A 19,285-nucleotide genomic window follows, 5' to 3' on the forward strand; every position below is an offset into this window, starting at 1 on the left:
GAAAAGGTCTGCGTGGTACCCCCGCAATAACGCTAACGAATAAGTTGCGGTGTTCGTAAATTACACGTAAAACTTGTAGAATTAAAGCTTGCCTAATGTGACAAAATGGATCTGGAGATGGTGTTGGAAGTGAGCTTAACCCGCGCCAGTAAAGGGTTTGTGATCATAGTCGACAAAGTGATAATGCTTGATTTTGGAAGTTCGACATGTTCCGATAGCCCGCAAAATTATTGTGGGAATTACGGGGCATGAAGTCGGTGAACAAATCTGAAATATAGTATATGATACAGACAAGACAAAGGTTGCAGTTACGTCAGTCATTCCTCAGTCAACAACTCATGAGGTGCAACTTCTCCTCTTGCACGATTAGTTGTTGGTACTGCCTCCTCTGCTAGGTTAACGATGCTGCGAGCAGCCTCCCCCTTGCGCTTGCAGCATCGTTTATTGTTATCAACAATAAATATAGTGAGATATCGATAACATATCCTTTTCATTCGCTGCTGAAGGTAGAACCTTACCCGCTATAAGTATCGATTCGAATTCAGCCCATTGCATGCGATAGCGACTTAGATTTACTGGATGTATAGATACGAGTCGCAACAGCAGCGCAATTAGGACAGGCGAAGGAGGTTTATCTTAGTGTGGAAAGCAGTGCGCGTATACTACTATGAGGATATGCAGGAATCACTGCTCCTTGATGGCATACGACCGGTATTGCAACGCATTCAAGCAGAGGGACAAGTGATTAGAGCCTATGTGCAGAGGCGATGGAATTTAGGGCCGCACATTGCCATCCATGTAGAAGTAGACCATGAGGCTTCTTTTGACCGCGCGCTACACGTACTCCGACGTCGAATTGGCTCCTATTTAAAGAAGTACCCTTCTACTAAGCAATTGGATCAACGAAGTTATAAGGATCTATTCAGCAAATGGTCAACGCCTGAGCGTGATCCGAAATCAATTGAGCTTATTGCACCTAACAACAGCATTGTAGCAAGTGAGCTTCATATTGCAAATGAGTGGTATGACAATGAAGCCATAGTGGAACTGCTGCACAGTTTTTATGCCTATACACATGAGTTAATTCTGAGCGAGATTGAACGAAGCCGTTCAAACAGCCGATTTCGCTTACTCCAAATGCTTCGGATGATGGCCGTTAATGGCGGCTACGACCTGCAGGAAGCTTTACTGCGCGGTCACCTTTCTCCCCGTGCTAAAGTGAACCAATATATTTCCAACTTACCGGAGCGTGACTTCGTTCAGGAGCAGTATGAAGCAGCCGATGCCCAGTTAGGCAGAACTGTCGATGAGGTTGTACAGGAGCTTATTTTGCATACGACCAAGGATGGCCTGTATGTGGGGGAGGATGTTATCCTGCGTCGGTGGTCAGCTGCACGTAAGGAGCTGTACAACGCAATCTGCAAGCTTTCTGAAGTAGGCGTGATCCCTAATCAATTGGCTTCCTATGAGCGATACGGTCATAAGTTCTCCGCTCTTCAGGTGCTAAACGATAGCGTAGTGGCATTAATGCCACTGTTTCATATTAATCGGCATGAACAATTTATGTTGAAATTTTTGCTAGCTCGAAGTATGGAACGTGTGGAGAATCAAGGCATACATGCGGGGTGCAGGATGCCTGTGACGATCCGTACAACAGCAAGTTTTGCCCAATAACAAGCAAAGGAGGGCTACCCTATGGACGTGAACCCGCATCGAAGCGGTCCTCCAAGAACGGTAGAGAGTATTATTCAGATGAGAATGCAGGCGTTGTCTTCTCTGTTTCAGCGCATGAACGATCCGATGGCAGGGTTGAGTCGTGAAGCTGTTAAGGGACATATCGTGGAAAAAGATAAGTTTAAATAATACGTTCCAAAATGATTCACACATGTCCGCGTTTTTTTACTTCTATAGATGCCTCTAGTCATTTTTTGTCCGCCTGTATTTTACTCAACTCGTCTTAGCCAGTGGGCTCACATCCATTATGCATCTATCTATTGCATCATGACACTTCATTATACGTAATTACACTACATCTAAGTTTATACTGTCTCAATAAATTTAACCATTTAGCAAGCAGGTAGCAGAGCGGGAATACACTTCAGTTTCCCATCGTCTGCTGCCTTTTTTGTGCTATTGCTGTACTTGAATGATACATAAAAGTGAACATGCTGCTACAGATCTTTCTCTGAAACAGCATGACGGGTCAAACCTACGTAAGCCGTATGAAGCAAGGAACTGACTTTTATCAGAACGGTTGATGTATGTTATTTGACCATGGATTGTAAATCAACAACAGTTAGCTTGTCTGTGTGCTGGATGTTTACGTTTAGATCAAATACCATTGCTATTTCGCGAAGGGGGACGTACAAGGTTCCTTTATTTACAAACGGGCTGTAACATTTGGATTGAGCCCATCTGCAATTGTCCGATTTTGGCTTACTTATAAATGTTGGTTCGGACATCTCCGTATTATAAGGACGACCCTTTTGAACGAGCGGACGAGTTTGAAGCTGGTAACCGTGCTCATCGTTGCCCCACACTCTTACGGTTTTGTTATTATGTTGTGTCTCATAGTTGTGATAGACATGCTCTTCTTGGATTAGAGAGATATTTACGTTCAAACCAAGCGCATGAGTCAGAAACTTAAAGGATACGTAAATTCTGCCGTCTTTTAAATAAACTTCATCATCTCTAGCCACTTTTCCCTCGAACTGGATGACGTAATTGGACGGGTCGTCTTCAGCTGTTGCCATCTGCCCTTTTACACTCATAACTATAACCAAAAAACATACTAGAGCTATCCAAACGAGCGAGGATATGTTTCTAACCCTCACGGTTTTACCCCCTAACAATACTGGTGAAAATTAAGTTCATACTATATAGACTCTTGCTACCTCTAAAATATTTCAATTTTCGCTATAATTATTAGGAAAAATGAAATTTGAGATGATTTTAGGATCAGATGGAATAGCTGGATGTTGATTTCCATGCGCAAGTTTTTGTTTAGAAGATTGTAAAAACACCATTTTTTAGTGCTTTATAGGTGATTAATATTTGCTCGCTTGTCGTTAACAGCTCTAAATTTTTAATTTTAATTTGTGCAAACGGAATTCCGGCTTCTACCTCCTGTTGTGAAAGTGCTTTAGTCTCGGAAAATAGCTGTTCCTGTTGTACAGGGAATGTGCATAGGTTTTGCTTTACCAATATTAGTATAGAGAATTTCTTTTATCAATTGGTCATGATGCAGGATTGCTTTTTCGAGGAACGGATATATTATTTCGTAATGTAGAGGACCTCTTGGAGCTTAGAAATGAAGCAGAAGACTTATTTGGAAGAAAATGAAGAGAATTTCAACTTGCCAACTGATGATTTGTTTTTTCAATGCACCAAGGATATGAATTTAATTTCCTTGTTCTATCAGAAGGTAATGACCCTCAAGTTTATCAGTAAGTTGGGGGAGATGGCCCTGCTGTTTTAGTGTGGGACAGTTTCAGTACAATTCTTAGACAATCAATAAGTTCATGCGCTCAAGCTATAAAGAATGGGATTATTCCTTTTTAATGGTCGGGGAGTGCTTAATGAAACCATCATTTAACCTATAACACATATAATACCCTTATAAAGATTTCTACGCTTCGATTGTACGCACATCAAATGCTTTAATTTTATAACCTAATTTACGCTATTCTGTTACATTGAACGGGTTGATTATGGTCAGATTCTACCATGATTGGCCTGTTTTTTGTTATGTTCGCTTTCTCGCAGATTTTTTGAATATGACACCCACAATATAAACACATATAACGATGTATAGGGGGAGAAGAATATGTCCCCAGCTTTCAGCGAGTGAGATTATAACTACTCCATAAAAGAGCAAATTTATTAGTATATAAACGCTTTAAAAGATAATGGTTCTGTAGAGCTAAATATTTTAGAGCTGAATCAGAAAAAGCATGAATAGGGATAAATGGTACTAAATAGAACGGAACTCGTGACAATAACGGACAAAATTCGACATTTTTATATCAAATTAAAAACAGAGACAGTATAATTTAGGATTTCTTTTCATTATGAACTCCTACATGGTTGCCTGTTTTTTCTTTTATAGTTATTATTATCAGTAGTAGTAAAGTATCAATTTGGAGGTGGGACATGGAAGTTGAGTTAGTGCGAATAAAAGAGGAATTGCTCGCATCAATCGACGAATATTTTCAAGATTCGCTACGGACGTATGCGCGTACTTTCTTGGAAGACAAGCTGGAGGAAGGTACTCATTTTGGCTTGTTAACCGTATTCCACTATCGCATGTTCGGAGGAGAAGGAGAACGAATCTATCAGGCAGCGGCCGCTATCGAACTGTTTGTGTTGAGCTGTGACATGTTTGATGATATTCAGGATCAGGATGCGCCGTCTAAGCCGTGGATGCAGGTTCCTCAACCTCTTGCTATTAATGTAGCACTAGGCTTTATGGTATTAGGGCATCAGTGTATGGGAAATAGTTCATTAGACCATGAACGGATACAGCTTTTATCTGATCAAGTAGATCGATTACTTCTGAAATCCATAAATGGTCAGATGATGGATTTGCAAAATGATGTGGCTGATCCAGATGGGTATACGAACATGATTACCATGAAATCTGCATCCATATTGGTCATGGCCTGTATGGCAGGTGTTATTCTTGCTACTGGGGCCTGGAATGAGACGGTTGCTAATTATGCGACCGAAATGGGTCTTGGGGCACAGCTGTACAATGACTACCGCAATATGCTTCGTTGGCACGAGTCAAGCGATATCCTATCGGATAGACGAACGTTGCCGATCTTATTAATGTCGGAAGAGCTTGAGAAGGCACAGCTTGTGTCAAGTGAAGGATCTAATCCGTTAGCCCTATATTTAAGCGAACATGAGAATACGGAAGAGATTGTTACGCTGCTGGACCAAACAGGTGTGAGGACATACATAGAGGTATTATTGAAGGGCCATTACTATCAATGTTTAGAACTCTTTGATTCTCTGTCGCCACCCATTCCCATACGTGAACACTTTATTAAGTATTTTGTGCAACCCAAAAGTTAGCAAGAACTAGAAGTTTCATATACTACTATTTATTTGGAGGAGATTTATAATGATTAAGAACTTTATTCAAGAACTATTAGCGGATAATTCGAAAAGAGAAATGTTTTTGCAAGGGAAACTTAATTTGGCTGGAGTATCGTCCATTCAACAACGAGCAATAATGGAAACTTTACAGCCTGAACAGCGTTCCGCAAAGGACAATGTATTTCGTTATTGGCAATAAGAGAGGTGGATAAATAATCCGAGCAATTAGGTGGAAAGATTTAATTTTTACAACTGTTATTATATTGATAATTATTTATCTGATTACAGCTTCGTTGAGTCATGCCATGATAGGACTGATGGTGTACAAAGATGAAAGTAATCAGTATGTAGTATCGGAAGTAACACCTTTTGATAAGGCAGACGAGTATGGAATTAAGCGTGGAGAAGTTGTACTGGAAGTAGATGGGATGCCGCCATCTAATAACTTGTTCGTAACGAAGTTTGGTAATATAGAGCAGGTTGACTCGTTATTAGTCAGGAAATTAGATGGTACAGTTGAGGCGATACAAATTGATCATGACTGGCTAGCAAACATGCGATCAGGAACTTTATTTTTTCATATTCTTGTTCCTAGTCTGGTACTGGTTGTGTTTCTCTTAATGTCTTGTGTAGTCTATGCAAAGAGAAAGGACGACAAAGCTGCAAGATTGTTAATTCTTTTCTTTGTATGCATTGGCATCATCTACTTTAGCTCACCTGTTTCGGGAAAGCTTGATCTTGTTGCAAGAGTATTAATTTCTTTATTGCCGCTAGGTTTTTGCTTATTTATGTATTTTATGAATGCGTATTTGTCCAGGTATAGAATTAAATTTGTTAATAATTATATCCTGCACTTACTTAGCATAATTGTGTTGTTGCAGTGCGTTGCTAAGATGTTGTTTCATATTGATATCATCAAAGCTGATATATCGGGAACAATAAGTGCTATGTATTATAGTACAATTGTCTTTGCAAATGTAGTATGTTTGTATAGACTCATTGCTCTATTTATTCAGTATCGTTTTACGAAGTTAAATCCATTATTTAAGTTTATGCTTGCCGCGCATTCATTAGCATTTGTACCATTTGTGACGATGAACGTGATTTCATTGTCTCTTTTTAGAGTACAATTACTTCCTGCTTATTTTACTACTTTATTTGTTTTAGTTCTTCCAATAAGCTACATGTACTTAATTACATCTAACAGGTTGTTTGATATTGATTTTATTTTGACAAGGTTTAAATATTACACATCACTCGCATTGGTTCCATCCCTTCTGGTGTTATTCTTTTTGGCGATTATTTATAATGCTAATTATGATCATACCTGGGTTCAATGGTTCCAGATTTTTGTTGTAATTCATATTGGATTTACGCTCTTTCTTTATCTAAAGGAGCAAGTAGATTATAAATTTAGACCTAAGCTCTTTAAGCAGATGTATAGCTATCAAGATAGTCTGGATCGTTTTTCCCGATCAATGGCTCGTGTTATGAAGAAGGAAGATCTTATCCGTGCGATTGAACAGGAAGTCACTTCTATGCTGCCACTGAGTCGGTTCCAATTTCTTACGGTTAATAGCTCTCATGCGAGAGTGAATCCATCTCCTACTAATGATGTAGATCATGACATTGCGAAGTATCTACTAGCAAATGTAGAATCTCTTCAAGTAGCAGAGGTCATTACGATGCCACAGGGTGTCGCTTTAATTGTAGGGCAACGCAAAGAAGAGATTCATGTCATCTGGATTGGCAACAAGAGTAATCGCACCCTATTTAATGTGGACGAACTGCGTTGGCTCAAAACAATTGCTAATTACACTAGCATTGTGTATGAGAATTTGCATTTTCTGGACAACTTTATGGAGCAGTTGGAAGATGAAATGCGTCAAACGCAATCTTCTACCTCGCCTTGGTTGCTGCGGCTGTTGTTTTTGCTATCAGAGAATGAGCGTCGTCGCCTAGGCTCGGATTTGCACGATTCCGCGCTTCAAGACCAGTTGATCTGGTACCGGAGGCTGGAAACCTTTATGGCCGACAACAAAATACCTAAGCACATGCAAAATGAGCTTTATCAAATTAAGGAAGGGCTGCTTGACGTTATCCATCAGATTCGCGAGACGTGTAACGAACTCAGACCGCCTTTGTTGACTGAGCTTGGTGTAGTAGAGGCTGTTGAGTTTCTAACCGATCATTTGCAGCTTCAGGTGAACTTTGCGGTTGTGCTTCAGGCCAAGCCTGTTACGGCCACTTTAAGCGAAGAACAGATTACTGCGGTCTATCGAATTATGCAAGAGCTGCTGCGTAATACGGAGAAGCATGCAAAGGCCAATAAAGTTGTGATCGACATTGAAGAGGATGACACTCACATTTACCTAGCCTATAAAGATGATGGAGTTGGTATGAATTTGGACAACCTACAATCATCATTTAGCCATATGGGACTGTCAGGAATACGTGAGCGTGTGATTAGCTTGGAAGGTGAGATTGAGTTTCATGCGGAAGAGGGCCGTGGGTTCGCAGTAAGCATGAAGATTCCAATTAAATTGTCAAAATGACGTGAAGAAAGGGACGATATACGTGATTCGTATCTTGTTGGTTGATGATCATCCTTCTGTAGGAGAAGGTACGAAGACCATGTTAGAGCAGGACCCGAACTTAAACGTAACATTTGTGCTGTCTGCAGTTGAAGCGCTAGAAGCGGTAAAGCACGAGGAATTTGACATTTTTCTGTGTGATCTGAATATGCCTACCATAAGTGGGATGGAATTAACGAAGCGGTTAATACAAGAGGACCCGGATCGTCGGGTCCTTATTTATACGGGCTATGAGATCAATACGCATTTCAACCTGCTAGTGGAAACGGGCGTTTCCGGATTTATTTCGAAGACGGCGCCACGGGATCAACTTCATCATGCCATTTATTGTGCAATGCACGGCGAGGCGATGATTCCTGTCACACTCTTGCGACAGCTGCGCAGAAGTGAGGTTAAGATTCAGAAGGGCGAGAAATCAATCGAAGAAGCCTCTATTACCGAACGTGAACAACAAATTTTGCAGGGCGTAGCAGACGGCATGAGCAACAAGAACATCGCGCTTATGCTGATGATGAGTCAACGTACAGTGGAGTACAATCTAACCCGTATTTTTGAAAAGTTAGGTGTCAGTTCAAGATCTGAAGCCATTGTAGAAGCAAAACGATTGGGTCTAGTTCGAATGGAGTCCTTTTAAACAGAAGCATCAAGGTAGGCCCTTGAAGTCGAACTCTTTCTTATACCAAAGCACTAATTAATATATGAATATATGTTGATTAATAGGATATATCGCCTTATAATGGGCATGTAGAACTATGCTGTTGCATAAATATGGGTATTTTGAGAGGAGGAATTAGATGTCAAGGGCTTATGAGATGAGCTTGGCGAGGCAGCTAAGTTATGTATTTGAGGAGTTGGAACCGGAACTGCTAGGTTTGACCGGGGGGACCTTGGTCGTTTGTATCCGTAATGATTCCATAGGTAAGTTTGGTGTTAGACATGATGCTATGGAAAGCCAAGACGGTGTTATTGTCCCGCTCCGCAAAGGTCTGCAAAAAAATCACGTGACTTCATTCCGCCTAATGGCGATGGAAGCACTAAAGCGCAAGAAGAATTGGACACACGGTGAGATTGTATTTGACTTTACAATGAAGCAGGATACGCTGCTCGTGAGTACATGGTTTGAATCCAATTATAACATGTCCAATTTGTTAGAGAAATTCCCTTATTCAGAGCCACATCAAGCATCCCGTCGTTAATCCTCTTACATCACGCTTCCCTAACATCCTTTAATCGGATCGTCCCATAACTTATATTGTTATCCGTACCTTGAATGATGCTGGAGCCGCAGCACAAAGGATGTCCAAGGGAAAGAACTGTCCTAATTGCTACAATTCGTCACATTTGTAGATGTACATACCGTTTGAAAATAAGAGCGTTGGGCCGATGAGGTTCAGCGCTTTATTTAATTGTGTTGGAAAGTGAACAAGCAATCTGTTCATCCGACCTCAACCCACACAGGATCTAAGAAGTACGAAGTGTGGGTTGTATCGTTTGATAACGTGAATATTTTAGAACGCTCTGGCAAACCCGCATTCCGTAAGCTTATAAGTGCTGTTACATAGGACCGAATCGGTTTATTAACTTGTCCTTATGGGCTTGCATAATACGATCCATAGAAATATCATATCGCTTCGCCAACACAAGTAAATTGGCCAGTACGTCACCAAGTTCTTCGACCAGCTCTTGATGTAATACGCTGTCGCTCGGAACAGGCTCATCGGGCCGATCACGACCGATTTCCATCGCACGCACGGCTCTGGCAACTTCGCCTACTTCCTCCATCAGAAATCCGACACGGATAAAGGAGTCATACCCTGACCATTGGCGCGAGGCGTAAAATTGATGTACCCATTGTTCAAAAGACGGAATGTCCATTTTTGGTTGTTTTGTATGTTCTGTCAACTGTAAGCTTCCTTTCTATGCCATTAAGGCTTATACTTCTTATAGCTTATATGGAGCTGTTATAAAGAACAAGTAATAGGAGTGTAAACAGAGATGAAAAGTATTTGTGTGTACGCAGGTTCTAACTTGGGCAATCAGCCTGAGTATGCGGAGCAGGCGCGCCAATTAGGTGTGGAGCTGGCTACACGAGGCATCCGACTCATTTACGGAGGTTCCAAGGTGGGTTTGATGGGGGAAGTCGCGAACAGCGTATTGGCACATGGCGGTACAGTGACAGGTGTAATGCCGACGGGTTTATTTAAGGGCGAAATGATGCATACCGGTCTTACTGAGCTGATCGAGGTTAAAGATATGCATGAGCGTAAAGCAACGATGATTCGATTGGCAGATGGCTTTATTGCGATGCCAGGCGGTTTTGGTACGCTTGAAGAATGGTTTGAGGTGATGAGCTGGTCCCAGCTTGGCATTCATGAAAGCCCAGTAGGGTTATTAAATATCGCAGACTTTTATACGCCATTGCTAGGAATGATTAATCATTCCATTGAAGCTGGTTTCGCTCTCCAAACACATCGCAGTTTGGTTATTGCTGCACCTACAGCGATACAACTGCTAGAACAGATGGAAACTTTTAAACGCCCTGTATTCGGGAACAAGTGGAAACAACTAGATGAAGCTTAATGGCTACTTAAATGTATACAGATGGAGGACTGTATCGCGATGAATGCAGTCCTCTTTAGTGATGTAGAGGTAGTGACATAGTGTAACTTATTTCCTTATATCAGCAGATTATAGCGCTATTCATCTCCTAAATGATTGTTCATTTAGGCGTACAAGGCTTCGAAAGAGATAAATCTATTACGTTTAAACAGGACAAGCAGGGTGATGAAAGGTCAGCGTTAGCTAAAAAAATGTTAAAAAAAAGACGTATCGCTTTTACTTTTTTTAGAAACGTGTTGTTATAGAATAGAGAAGGTTAGGAGTATAAAGGGAATAGGTACATAAGTAATTAACGGATTGTGGAAAGGAGTCTTATATGGTTCAGTCAGAAAAGTCATTTTACAACAGCAGTCAGTCCTCTTCCTACAAACAACAGCCTATCTTGTATATTGTAGTGCCTTGCTATAACGAAGAAGAGGTATTTACCATAACCGTCGAGCATCTAACTGAAGTTATGACATCGATGGTACAGGAGGAGCTAATATCAAGGGAGAGCCGTTTAATGTTTGTGGACGACGGCAGTCGGGATACGACGTGGTTACAGATTGCGGCAGCACGTAACGATAACCCTTGGGTGACTGGATTAAAGCTTGCTCGAAATGCAGGGCACCAGAAAGCGTTGTTAGCGGGCTTGATGTACGCAAAGCAGTTTGCCGATTGTGTAGTATCGATGGATGCAGACCTTCAGGATGACACTGGAGTTGTTCGCGACTTTGTACTCCAATACCGTGAAGGCTATGATATCGTGTATGGGGTAAGAAGAAGCCGCGATACGGATACATGGTTTAAACGTTGGAGCGCAGAGAAATTTTATAAGTTAATGCAACGGATGGGGGTTAACACGGTCTATAACCATGCCGATTACCGTCTGATGAGCAAACGTGCATTGGAACATTTGGCTGATTATAAAGAAGTAAACGTGTTTTTGAGAGGGATCGTTCCATTGATCGGCTTCCGTACGACAATTGTGGAATATGATCGACATGAAAGGGCTGCGGGAGAATCCAAATATCCTTTGAAGAAAATGCTCTCATTTGCTTGGGAAGGCATTACTTCATTTAGTGTGAAGCCGATGCGGATCGTTACGATGATCGGATTTTTAAGCTTAGGGACCAGTGTGCTTGCGGCAATATATGCGCTTATGTCCAAAATTATGGGCATGACCGTTACTGGCTGGACATCGATTATGGTATCTGTCTGGTTTATTGGAAGCATTCAACTGTTGGCTCTGGGGGTAATTGGTGAATACATAGGCAAGATATATAACGAGGTTAAGCATCGTCCGCTCTACGTTATAGATGAAGTACTCCATGAACAACCGAGCGCCGCGGCCGCACCTTGGAAGGAAGCAGGTTGGAAGGAATGATTCAATTTATCAAATACGGTCTGGTTGGTGTAGCCAATACGGTGATCGGGCTGGGGACGATTGCTTTGCTGCTGCATGCACTGCATTGGCCGCATTTATGGGCGACCTTTGTTGGCAACGGCGTAGGCGTCATGTTTAGCTATGTGATGAACCGAAACTATACGTTTCAGCACCGAGGAAAAACATCAACAAGTATGCTATTGTTTTTTGGTGTAAGCTTGCTTAGCTATGTATTAGCCTACTTGGTGATGCACAATTGGATTACACAAGCTGTTAACGCTGTACAGCCACATTTAAGCATGGCTGCCAAGGTGAATGTCGTTATCTTAATTGAAGCCTGTATCTATACGGGGGTTTCCTTTCTGCTGCATCGCTACATCACGTTTTCCCCGGCTCGCTCCAATAGTGTGGATAGCATGCTGCCGGCAGGAGTCAATGAGGAATCCAAAGGGGATTAATCAGAGTAATATATAGGAGAGATCATGTTGAACAAAGATCGTGTAATGACCGCCGTTATTGTAATTATCGGGGCGGCGATTTTAATTGGTTTGTTGTTTGTGCCACCCTTTATCGGCATTGCAGACAATGGCGATTATCCGAGAATTATGTCTAGCGGGGGCATATCTGTATTAAATGATACGTTTACCTATGAGGATAAATACTTTGGATACGCACATAGTCAATATGAATATGCGCCTTTTGGAATCGGCTATGCCTCTTCTCAAGTGTTATTTGTATTTATTGCGGGTTTGCTAGGGAGATTGTGGGACAGCAACCTATTTACAATGCATGCGATGGGAGTCGTATACAGTGTGTTGATGCTGCTTACCCTTGGCTTTATGATCTACGTGTTAGGCAAAGGACGTCTATGGCTGCAAATGACACTGGGTGTGCTGATGCTGTTTATCTTTTTTGATATTGGTTATGTGGCTTATTTTCAGTCGTTATTTGGAGAGCCAGTATCTTTGATCTTTCTTTTGTTGTCGGCATCATTAGCAATCGCGCTTGCCACACAAGAAAAGCCATCCTCTTTGCTTGCCGTGCTGCTTTTTGTATGTGCTTGGATATTGGCGATGTCGAAGATTCAAAATGCACCTGTAGGACTTGCTTTTGCAGCATATGGGTTTCGCCTTTATCGCCGGAGAAGTGACGTTCAGTGGAAGAGGATTCTCGTTGCAGGTTCATCCATCATGGTGCTGTCTACTGTGCTGATGTATGTATTTGCACCTGGGGAATTAAAGCAGATTAATTTGTACCAAACGATATTTTTTGGCATTCTGAAAGATTCACCACATGTAAAGGAAGATTTGCAATCACTTGGTATACCTGAGAAATACGAGGTGTTAGCAGGTACGAACTATTTCCAAACAGATGTTGCAATCAAGCAGGATGCACCTGAATTAACGGAGGATGTTTATTCCAAGCTAGGGCATTTTGATGTTGTCCGCTATTATGCCACGCATCCTGCGCGTATTATCGACAAGCTAGAGGCAGCCGCAGCTAATGCCACGTTTATTAGACCTTATTATTTAGGAAATTACGTGAAAGAAGAGGGGAAATCTCGCGGCGAAGTCACATATACGTATAGTACGTGGAGTGAAGGAAAGAAACGTCTGGTTCCAGAGTCGCTGCTGTTCTTTGTAGCTTTTTATGTATTATATATCGGCGTTATTGTGTGGGAATGGATAAGGAAGCGCTATTCTCGCGGGGTATTAGAAGTGCTGCTGCTTGTAGCGGGTATAGGAATCTTGGCAGTCGCAATTCCGCTAGTCGGAGATGGGGAAGCGGATATTGGCAAGCACTTATTTTTGTTTAATGTTGTGTTTGACATGATGGTTGCTGTGTCGGTCGTTTGGGTAGTAGCTAGTATCCGCAATGTATGGCATCGTATTCGGTAGATAAGCTCTAGTTCCTGAATCTATTTTAGTGTTCATTGTGAAAATGCTCCTAGTCTTGGTTGTTGTCCCGCTATATGCTGATACATAGCAGCATGGCTTTCAACATGGCCTTCAGCATGGCGGGAAAAAGGAGTGATGGTGATGGACACGAGGACTACCAACCGACTTATAACACCAACAAGTATCATGTGGAAAACGGTCGCAGAGGACTGCAACTTGGCGTGTGATTATTGCTATTACAGCACTTGCGGGGGAAAACCGCAAAACGAGATTAGACGTATAGATGACAAACTGCTGGAGCGTGTCGTTCGGCAGATGATGCACCATTGTGAAGGACAGGTTTCATTTGCTTGGCAGGGCGGCGAGCCGTTGTTGGCTGGGCTGGCGTTCTTTCAGCGTGTCGTTCAACTCCAAGCGTTATATGCGCTGCCCAATACGACGATTAGTAATGCTGTGCAAACGAACGGCACCCTGATCGATGAGCATTGGGCGGCCTTTTTTCGTCGTTATTCTATGTTGATCGGTGTAAGTGTGGACGGCCCGGAGGAGATCCATAATAAACGAAGACGAACGGGTTCAGGTAAGGGATCTTATAGACGTGTAATGGCAGGGATTGATGCATTAAAGCAGGCTGGAGTGGACTTCAACATCTTAACGGTCATCCACGAAGACAACGTGGGTCAAGCAGCGATACTGATGGATTGGCTCGCGGACAATCAGTTTCAACATGTACAGTTTATTCCTTGTATGCATTTTAGTGCACAGGATGTAGATGCCAAGGGGCAGTATCGCATAAGCCCGCAGCAATACGGGCAATTTCTGTGTACAGCTTTTGATCGCTGGTACAACGATGGACAACCTGCCATATCCGTGCGATTGTTCGATAATTGGTTGCAGAAGCTGATGGGGAGCGAACCGGAGCTATGCGTTCATCAGCAGGAGTGTCCTTCTGTTCTCGTTTTGGAGCAGAACGGGGATGCCTATCCGTGTGATTTTTTTATAGATGAACGCTTCCGACTGGGCAATGCCAATGAAGATACGCTTGCGCAACTATTGGAAGAGCAGCGATGGTCTATGTTCCGCTCGCTACAACTAAGGAAGTCTTCATCGTGTGAGACATGCAAGTACTTGCATTATTGTGGAGGTGGATGTCCTCGCAATCGTACTGATTTGTTGAAGGGGAATGACAGGGCGCATGTTGACTATTTCTGTGAGAGTTATCGTATGCTGTATGCATATGGAGAAGAACGGATGCGTAAGCTAGCCCATGAATGGATGGCTCAACAAGGCATAGAATTACCTGGCCGCAATGAGCGCTGTATATGTGGCAGTGGACGTAAAACAAAGAAATGTTGCACCGCCAGATGATATAGATAAACATTTTCCGGGAAATAATGTCGAACCTATTGATAAGGAGCAAACCAAATGGAGCAACAATGGCGTGTATTTATCGCCATCCCTCTTCCAGAAGCTGTGCAAAAGTGGTTACAGGTTAGCATGAACAGCGCGATCCTTCCGACAAGCCAGCTTTTTAAACGGCTAACAGATTCGCGTGACTATCATATTACGATACAGTTTCTCGGAGATGTGGCTACATCACGCATCGCAGAAATTGAAACACGGATGCAACTGGCTGTGCAAAAATGGTCACCCTTTTGGTTGCAGTTGTCCAATTGGGATACGTTTGGGCGCAGAGAGGCGCCTAAGGTGCTATGGTATGGTGTTCAGGGCAACTTACAAGCCTTAACAGCGCTTCATCATCAGGTGACGACACAGATGAAGGGGATTGGCTTTTTAGTTGAGGACAGAGCCTATCATCCTCATATTACAACAGCCCGTCAGTATAAGGGTGAAGATGAATTTGACATGGCCGGTATGGAGCGAGAAGTTACGGGCGGGAGGCGTGATGAAGATCAAATACAGGCCCTGGTGCGTCCGGAGTGGCTAGTTGACCGGATTGTATTGTACCGCACTCATATGGGACAGCGCCCGATGTATGAGGAGGTTGCAGAAGCTCTACTGGTGCCGGAAGCATGAGTATAATGGAAAAGATCCATACAGATTGCAGGCTTCGCCCCTAATGGGCGGAGCTTTTTTAGTTAACTTGTTTAGTTAGCTTGCAATGGGGAAGTGTAGATGACATTCAAATGGATAGTATAATATAAATAGTTCACATGACATGGCTTTGCTGACCATCCTCCCTGTTAATAGCAAGGCGGCTGAAAGCGTAGCGGAAAAGACTGTAGTAATCTTTACATTGGCGTCTCGGGTTAACAAAATTTTACTTCGGGTTGTTATATCTCCTTTACTGGTTATACAATTGATAGGTTCAACAACTTATCCGCATAGTCAAACGGTGCGGGTCACCGAGAAGTAATGCAAGATGTCACACGGACTGATTCGTTACGCTTTGATCCTGTCAAAAACGTATTTATAGCTGAACGCTAACGGAAAGGATGGATGGAAAATGAAATCTTTCATGAAATGGTTGAAACGTATCTTCTTTGGCATCGTTATACTTATTGTAATCATTGCAGCAGCACTGTACTTTTATATAAAGCCCAATGAACATTTGGGCTGGGCACCACCTGTACAGGTAACTTTGACAGAGCGCATCGATCAGATGATTCGTCAGCATGCGCCAGAGATTGCAATCAGTGAAGCAGAACTGAACGGATATGCAGCGGAATGGGTGAGAAAAGAGCTCCATACGAGCCCAATTCTGACAAAATGGAAGCCTTACGGGATGCACATTGAATTGCAGCAAGATCAATTGCTCGTGAAAGCAGAAATAGAGCCTTGGCAAGGTATTCGAGCATCAGTCCAGATACCGATGGATTTATCCTGGAATGTATCCGAGCAGATCATCCAAGCTGTGCCAACGGGGGTATATGTGAAGGATCTTCAAATTCCGCAAGGGTGGATAGAAGTAAAACCGATTCAGATACAGGCCGGAGCTTGGCTGCATGAGTTCGTAAAAGTGAAGCAAATGCATTTTGAGGAAGGAAAGTGGCGGATACGTCTAGGGTTGAAGCTGTAATAACGTCCAACAGGATGAAATGGAGTGAATCAAATTGCCGAATAAGAAAGAGCTGCATCAGTTACAAATGAATTTCCGTACGATGGTTCGGGGGATGTATAAAGTATGGAATGAACAAATGGATCATGGAATTAATCCAACCCAGTTCAGCGTGCTGGAGCAATTGGATCGCCATGAATCCATGAAAGTAACGGATCTGGCGAAGTCGTTGCGGCTTACACCAGGAGCAGTGACGGGCATAACGGACAAATTGATAGAGCTTCAGTTGGTGACACGCCGTCGCGATGAGTTGGACCGCCGTACGGTGTATGTGGAGTTGACTGAGGACGGGCGAAAGACGATTACAGAAACGATCGTTCACCGTGGGGAAATGTTTGAGCGTTTCTTCCAGAATGTACAAGATGAACAGTTGCACGCCTTTCTTGGTGTGTGTAAGCAGGTCATTCATAACTTAGAGGATATTACAAAGGAAGAGGACGGAAAATAGGCAGCGTTTACGTAAGCTGTACTGTATTCTACTCACCGCGCAACCGTTGTAGGCTGGCAACACAGCTGCAACGGTTGTTTTTGTTAGGATCATACTGAGAAGAAGTGAATTAGATACGTAATAGGCAAGTGAACGAACATATGGACGAATGCGATCAAACAGATGATCCACTTGTCGTTTTTTTAAATGAAAACGCTTACGAAATGTTCTAACACGCAGGCGCCCTTTTCCCTACAGCTGTACAACTGCACACGGATCAACACAACCTATAATGAGAGTAATGAGGAAAACATACAATGACTACGTTTGCATCACACATGTTCGGGCAGTGTGAACATTTGTTTTCTATTGGGATGAAGCAAGGGGGAGAATAAGTATGCCTTTATCGTTTGATATCGCTACGGTTCCATTTAGCCGGTATGGCTCGTTTCTGACGATTTCGTATTTGAAAGCAGCGGGTTCACGTCCCGCAGGTATATATTTACGTACGGTTAGAGGTGGAGACCTGACGGCAGGAGCAGCTTTTCGAATTGAACTGCTAGAGAAGCAAATTCCTGTTGCTTATCAGGTTCAGGCAACGCCAACACACCTGCGATTAGAAAGTGCAGGGGGCTCTGTAGATCTGTGCATATGTAACGCGACTACGGTGAGATGGAAGACAGATGGAGTCGGCCTACGATTGACGCTAGAAGGTGGCGACTATGATTATGCGATGCAGTTGGCTGATGATCGTTGGGAAGTTAACAGCTTTTTAAATGAAGTGCGGTTCATGGCAAAATGTTTGCAAGGCGCTTTATCGGTTGATGCACCTTGGAATCGTACGCGCTGCACACATGTGGCGCTTCAATTTGAGCCAGATGAGAGCGGGTGTGCCGAATTTACGATTGAGGAATATCGCACAGTGTGGCAGGAGTTTCCCCTTTCCACAACCTTTGAGCAGGACGTTGAGCAGGTTGCTGCTGAGTTTCAGCACTGGCTGGCAGGAACTTTGCAGGCAGGGAATTGTGCGTCAAGCAAGGGACGTGAGTTGGCTGCTTATATCACTTGGTCGTGTATCGTGCCTAAAGGAGGATATTTGACACGCCCAGCGATGTATATGTCCAAAAATTGGATGACAAATATATGGAGCTGGGATCATTGCTTTAATGCGATGGCACTTATTCAATCCAATCCAGAATTAGCATGGGATCAGTTTATGATTTTCTTTGATCGACAAGATGAGAGCGGACTGCTGCCTGACTTTATGAACGATAAATATGCGTTGTGGAACTGTAATAAGCCGCCAATTCACGGCTGGACGCTGCTCTGGATGATGGAGCGCAGCAATTGGATCGGTGAGCGTCAACTTCTTGAGGTGTATGAGCCGCTAGCACGTTGGACAAGGTGGTGGTTCAATTACCGCGATGATGATCGTGATGGTGTGCCACAATACAATCACGGCAATGATAGCGGTTGGGACAACAGTACGATTTTTCAGGAGCGAGGCGCGGTAGAAAGCCCTGATTTGTGTGCGTATTTAGTGCTGCAATGTGAGGCGCTTATGCGGATTGCCGAGCGAATTGGCAGACCACATGACGGAACGGCATGGCGTAATCTGGGAGAGCGCACCTTAGCGCTTATGCTGGAGCATTTTTGGCATAACGGCGAAATGCGGGCGCTGCGTTCTGGCAGTCATGAGCCGCTTGGCGGAGACAGTCTGATCGTCTATTTGCCGATTATAGTAGCAGACAGACTGCCAGCGGATGTAAAGGAGTGGCTCGTTACAGGCTTGGCTGATAGCTGTAAGTTTCTCGCTCCGCACGGGTTTGCGACAGAAAGCCTCAGCAGTGCGGCCTATGAGCCGGACGGTTATTGGCGCGGTCCGATATGGGCGCCTGTGATGATGCTGCTCGTGGATGGTTTAGTTCGCGCTGGGGAACGCGATTTGGCACAGACTGCTGCCGAGCGCTTCTGTCGTATGGCGGAGCAGAGCGGCATGGCGGAAAACTTTAATGCGAGGACTGGAGAGGGGCTGCGCGACCGTGCATTTACGTGGACGTCGAGCGTATATTTAATGCTTGTGCATGAATATGTTACGTCCGCATCGAGTGCAAGCTGACCTCGTGAGACGATCTTAATGAAGGCTCATTAGCGTGTTCCTGCTGCCCGGGAGCGCGCTTTTTTGTTACAATTTTATAT

At 43.4% G+C, this 19,285-nt stretch carries 20 protein-coding genes; 18 read left to right on the forward strand and 2 right to left on the reverse strand.

Annotated features, from left to right (window positions below):
- Positions 1-639: 639 nt before the first annotated feature.
- Together H509_RS0107285 and H509_RS27565 are read left to right on the forward strand one after the other, a co-directional pair.
- Positions 640-1,674: a lantibiotic dehydratase C-terminal domain-containing protein gene (locus H509_RS0107285; protein WP_028544504.1), complete on the forward strand. Its 1,035-nt coding sequence runs from the start codon at positions 640-642 to the stop codon at positions 1,672-1,674.
- 21 nt (positions 1,675-1,695) lie between these two features.
- Positions 1,696-1,863 carry a hypothetical protein gene (locus H509_RS27565; protein WP_157277513.1) on the forward strand — a complete coding sequence of 56 codons (168 nt, stop codon included), beginning with the start codon at positions 1,696-1,698 and terminating at the stop codon, positions 1,861-1,863.
- A gap of 401 nt (positions 1,864-2,264) precedes the next feature.
- Here the strand turns inward: H509_RS27565 and H509_RS0107295 are convergent, their stop codons facing one another.
- The gene (locus H509_RS0107295) at positions 2,265-2,834 is read right to left on the reverse strand and encodes a hypothetical protein (protein WP_028544505.1); all 570 of its coding nucleotides are present in this window, start codon (positions 2,832-2,834) and stop codon (positions 2,265-2,267) included.
- A gap of 476 nt (positions 2,835-3,310) precedes the next feature.
- Here H509_RS0107295 and H509_RS27570 point away from each other — a divergent pair, with 476 nt between their 5' ends.
- The 7 genes from H509_RS27570 (at position 3,311) to H509_RS28155 (ending at position 9,259) form a co-directional block, all read left to right on the forward strand.
- The gene (locus tag H509_RS27570; protein ID WP_157277516.1) at positions 3,311-3,478 is read left to right on the forward strand and encodes a hypothetical protein; all 168 of its coding nucleotides are present in this window, start codon (positions 3,311-3,313) and stop codon (positions 3,476-3,478) included.
- 674 nt (positions 3,479-4,152) lie between these two features.
- Positions 4,153-5,079 carry a polyprenyl synthetase family protein gene (locus H509_RS0107305; RefSeq protein ID WP_028544506.1) on the forward strand — a complete coding sequence of 309 codons (927 nt, stop codon included), beginning with the start codon at positions 4,153-4,155 and terminating at the stop codon, positions 5,077-5,079.
- Between the two features lie 49 nt (positions 5,080-5,128).
- Positions 5,129-5,302, forward strand: coding sequence for a competence pheromone ComX (locus tag H509_RS27575; protein ID WP_157277519.1), 174 nt, complete (start codon positions 5,129-5,131; stop codon positions 5,300-5,302).
- Positions 5,303-5,420: 118 nt separating this feature from the next.
- On the forward strand, positions 5,421-7,658 hold the full coding sequence (locus H509_RS0107315) for an ATP-binding protein (protein WP_211234313.1): 2,238 nt from the start codon (positions 5,421-5,423) through the stop codon (positions 7,656-7,658).
- Positions 7,659-7,680: 22 nt separating this feature from the next.
- Positions 7,681-8,331, forward strand: a complete 651-nt coding sequence (locus H509_RS0107320; RefSeq protein WP_028544508.1) for a response regulator transcription factor — start codon at positions 7,681-7,683, stop codon at positions 8,329-8,331.
- Positions 8,332-8,491: 160 nt separating this feature from the next.
- Positions 8,492-8,893 (forward strand): hypothetical protein, encoded by a 402-nt coding sequence (locus H509_RS0107325; RefSeq protein WP_028544509.1) that lies wholly within the window; start codon positions 8,492-8,494, stop codon positions 8,891-8,893.
- 222 nt (positions 8,894-9,115) lie between these two features.
- Positions 9,116-9,259: a hypothetical protein gene (locus tag H509_RS28155; protein ID WP_211234314.1), complete on the forward strand. Its 144-nt coding sequence runs from the start codon at positions 9,116-9,118 to the stop codon at positions 9,257-9,259.
- Here H509_RS28155 and H509_RS0107330 read toward each other — a convergent pair.
- Positions 9,252-9,572 carry a MazG nucleotide pyrophosphohydrolase domain-containing protein gene (locus H509_RS0107330; RefSeq protein WP_028544510.1) on the reverse strand — a complete coding sequence of 107 codons (321 nt, stop codon included), beginning with the start codon at positions 9,570-9,572 and terminating at the stop codon, positions 9,252-9,254. The two genes, H509_RS28155 and H509_RS0107330, sit on opposite strands and share 8 nt — an antisense overlap.
- Positions 9,573-9,692: 120 nt before the next feature.
- Between H509_RS0107330 and H509_RS0107335 the strand changes: the two genes are divergently transcribed.
- The 9 genes from H509_RS0107335 (at position 9,693) to H509_RS0107375 (ending at position 19,205) form a co-directional block, all read left to right on the forward strand.
- Positions 9,693-10,277 (forward strand): LOG family protein, encoded by a 585-nt coding sequence (locus tag H509_RS0107335; RefSeq protein ID WP_028544511.1) that lies wholly within the window; start codon positions 9,693-9,695, stop codon positions 10,275-10,277.
- A gap of 355 nt (positions 10,278-10,632) precedes the next feature.
- On the forward strand, positions 10,633-11,682 hold the full coding sequence (locus H509_RS24575; RefSeq protein WP_051286870.1) for a glycosyltransferase family 2 protein: 1,050 nt from the start codon (positions 10,633-10,635) through the stop codon (positions 11,680-11,682).
- On the forward strand, positions 11,679-12,140 hold the full coding sequence (locus H509_RS24580; RefSeq protein WP_051286871.1) for a GtrA family protein: 462 nt from the start codon (positions 11,679-11,681) through the stop codon (positions 12,138-12,140). The genes H509_RS24575 and H509_RS24580 overlap by 4 nt, the downstream gene beginning before the upstream one ends.
- A gap of 27 nt (positions 12,141-12,167) precedes the next feature.
- The gene (gene wsfD, locus H509_RS0107350) at positions 12,168-13,580 is read left to right on the forward strand and encodes a glycan biosynthesis hexose transferase WsfD (protein ID WP_245595998.1); all 1,413 of its coding nucleotides are present in this window, start codon (positions 12,168-12,170) and stop codon (positions 13,578-13,580) included.
- A 141-nt stretch (positions 13,581-13,721) separates the two neighbouring features.
- On the forward strand, positions 13,722-14,948 hold the full coding sequence (locus H509_RS0107355) for an anaerobic sulfatase maturase (RefSeq protein WP_245595999.1): 1,227 nt from the start codon (positions 13,722-13,724) through the stop codon (positions 14,946-14,948).
- Positions 14,949-15,005: 57 nt separating this feature from the next.
- The gene (gene thpR, locus H509_RS24585) at positions 15,006-15,617 is read left to right on the forward strand and encodes an RNA 2',3'-cyclic phosphodiesterase (RefSeq protein ID WP_051286872.1); all 612 of its coding nucleotides are present in this window, start codon (positions 15,006-15,008) and stop codon (positions 15,615-15,617) included.
- Between the two features lie 430 nt (positions 15,618-16,047).
- Positions 16,048-16,620 carry a hypothetical protein gene (locus H509_RS0107365; protein WP_028544514.1) on the forward strand — a complete coding sequence of 191 codons (573 nt, stop codon included), beginning with the start codon at positions 16,048-16,050 and terminating at the stop codon, positions 16,618-16,620.
- A 34-nt stretch (positions 16,621-16,654) separates the two neighbouring features.
- Positions 16,655-17,107 carry a MarR family winged helix-turn-helix transcriptional regulator gene (locus tag H509_RS0107370; protein WP_028544515.1) on the forward strand — a complete coding sequence of 151 codons (453 nt, stop codon included), beginning with the start codon at positions 16,655-16,657 and terminating at the stop codon, positions 17,105-17,107.
- Positions 17,108-17,483: 376 nt separating this feature from the next.
- Complete coding sequence (locus tag H509_RS0107375; protein ID WP_028544516.1) at positions 17,484-19,205, forward strand: amylo-alpha-1,6-glucosidase; 1,722 nt, start codon at positions 17,484-17,486, stop codon at positions 19,203-19,205.
- Positions 19,206-19,285: the final 80 nt, after the last annotated feature.

Origin of the sequence: Paenibacillus taiwanensis DSM 18679 (assembly GCF_000425125.1) — a bacterium.
In the GTDB taxonomy this organism is placed as follows: domain Bacteria; phylum Bacillota; class Bacilli; order Paenibacillales; family Paenibacillaceae; genus Paenibacillus_B; species Paenibacillus_B taiwanensis.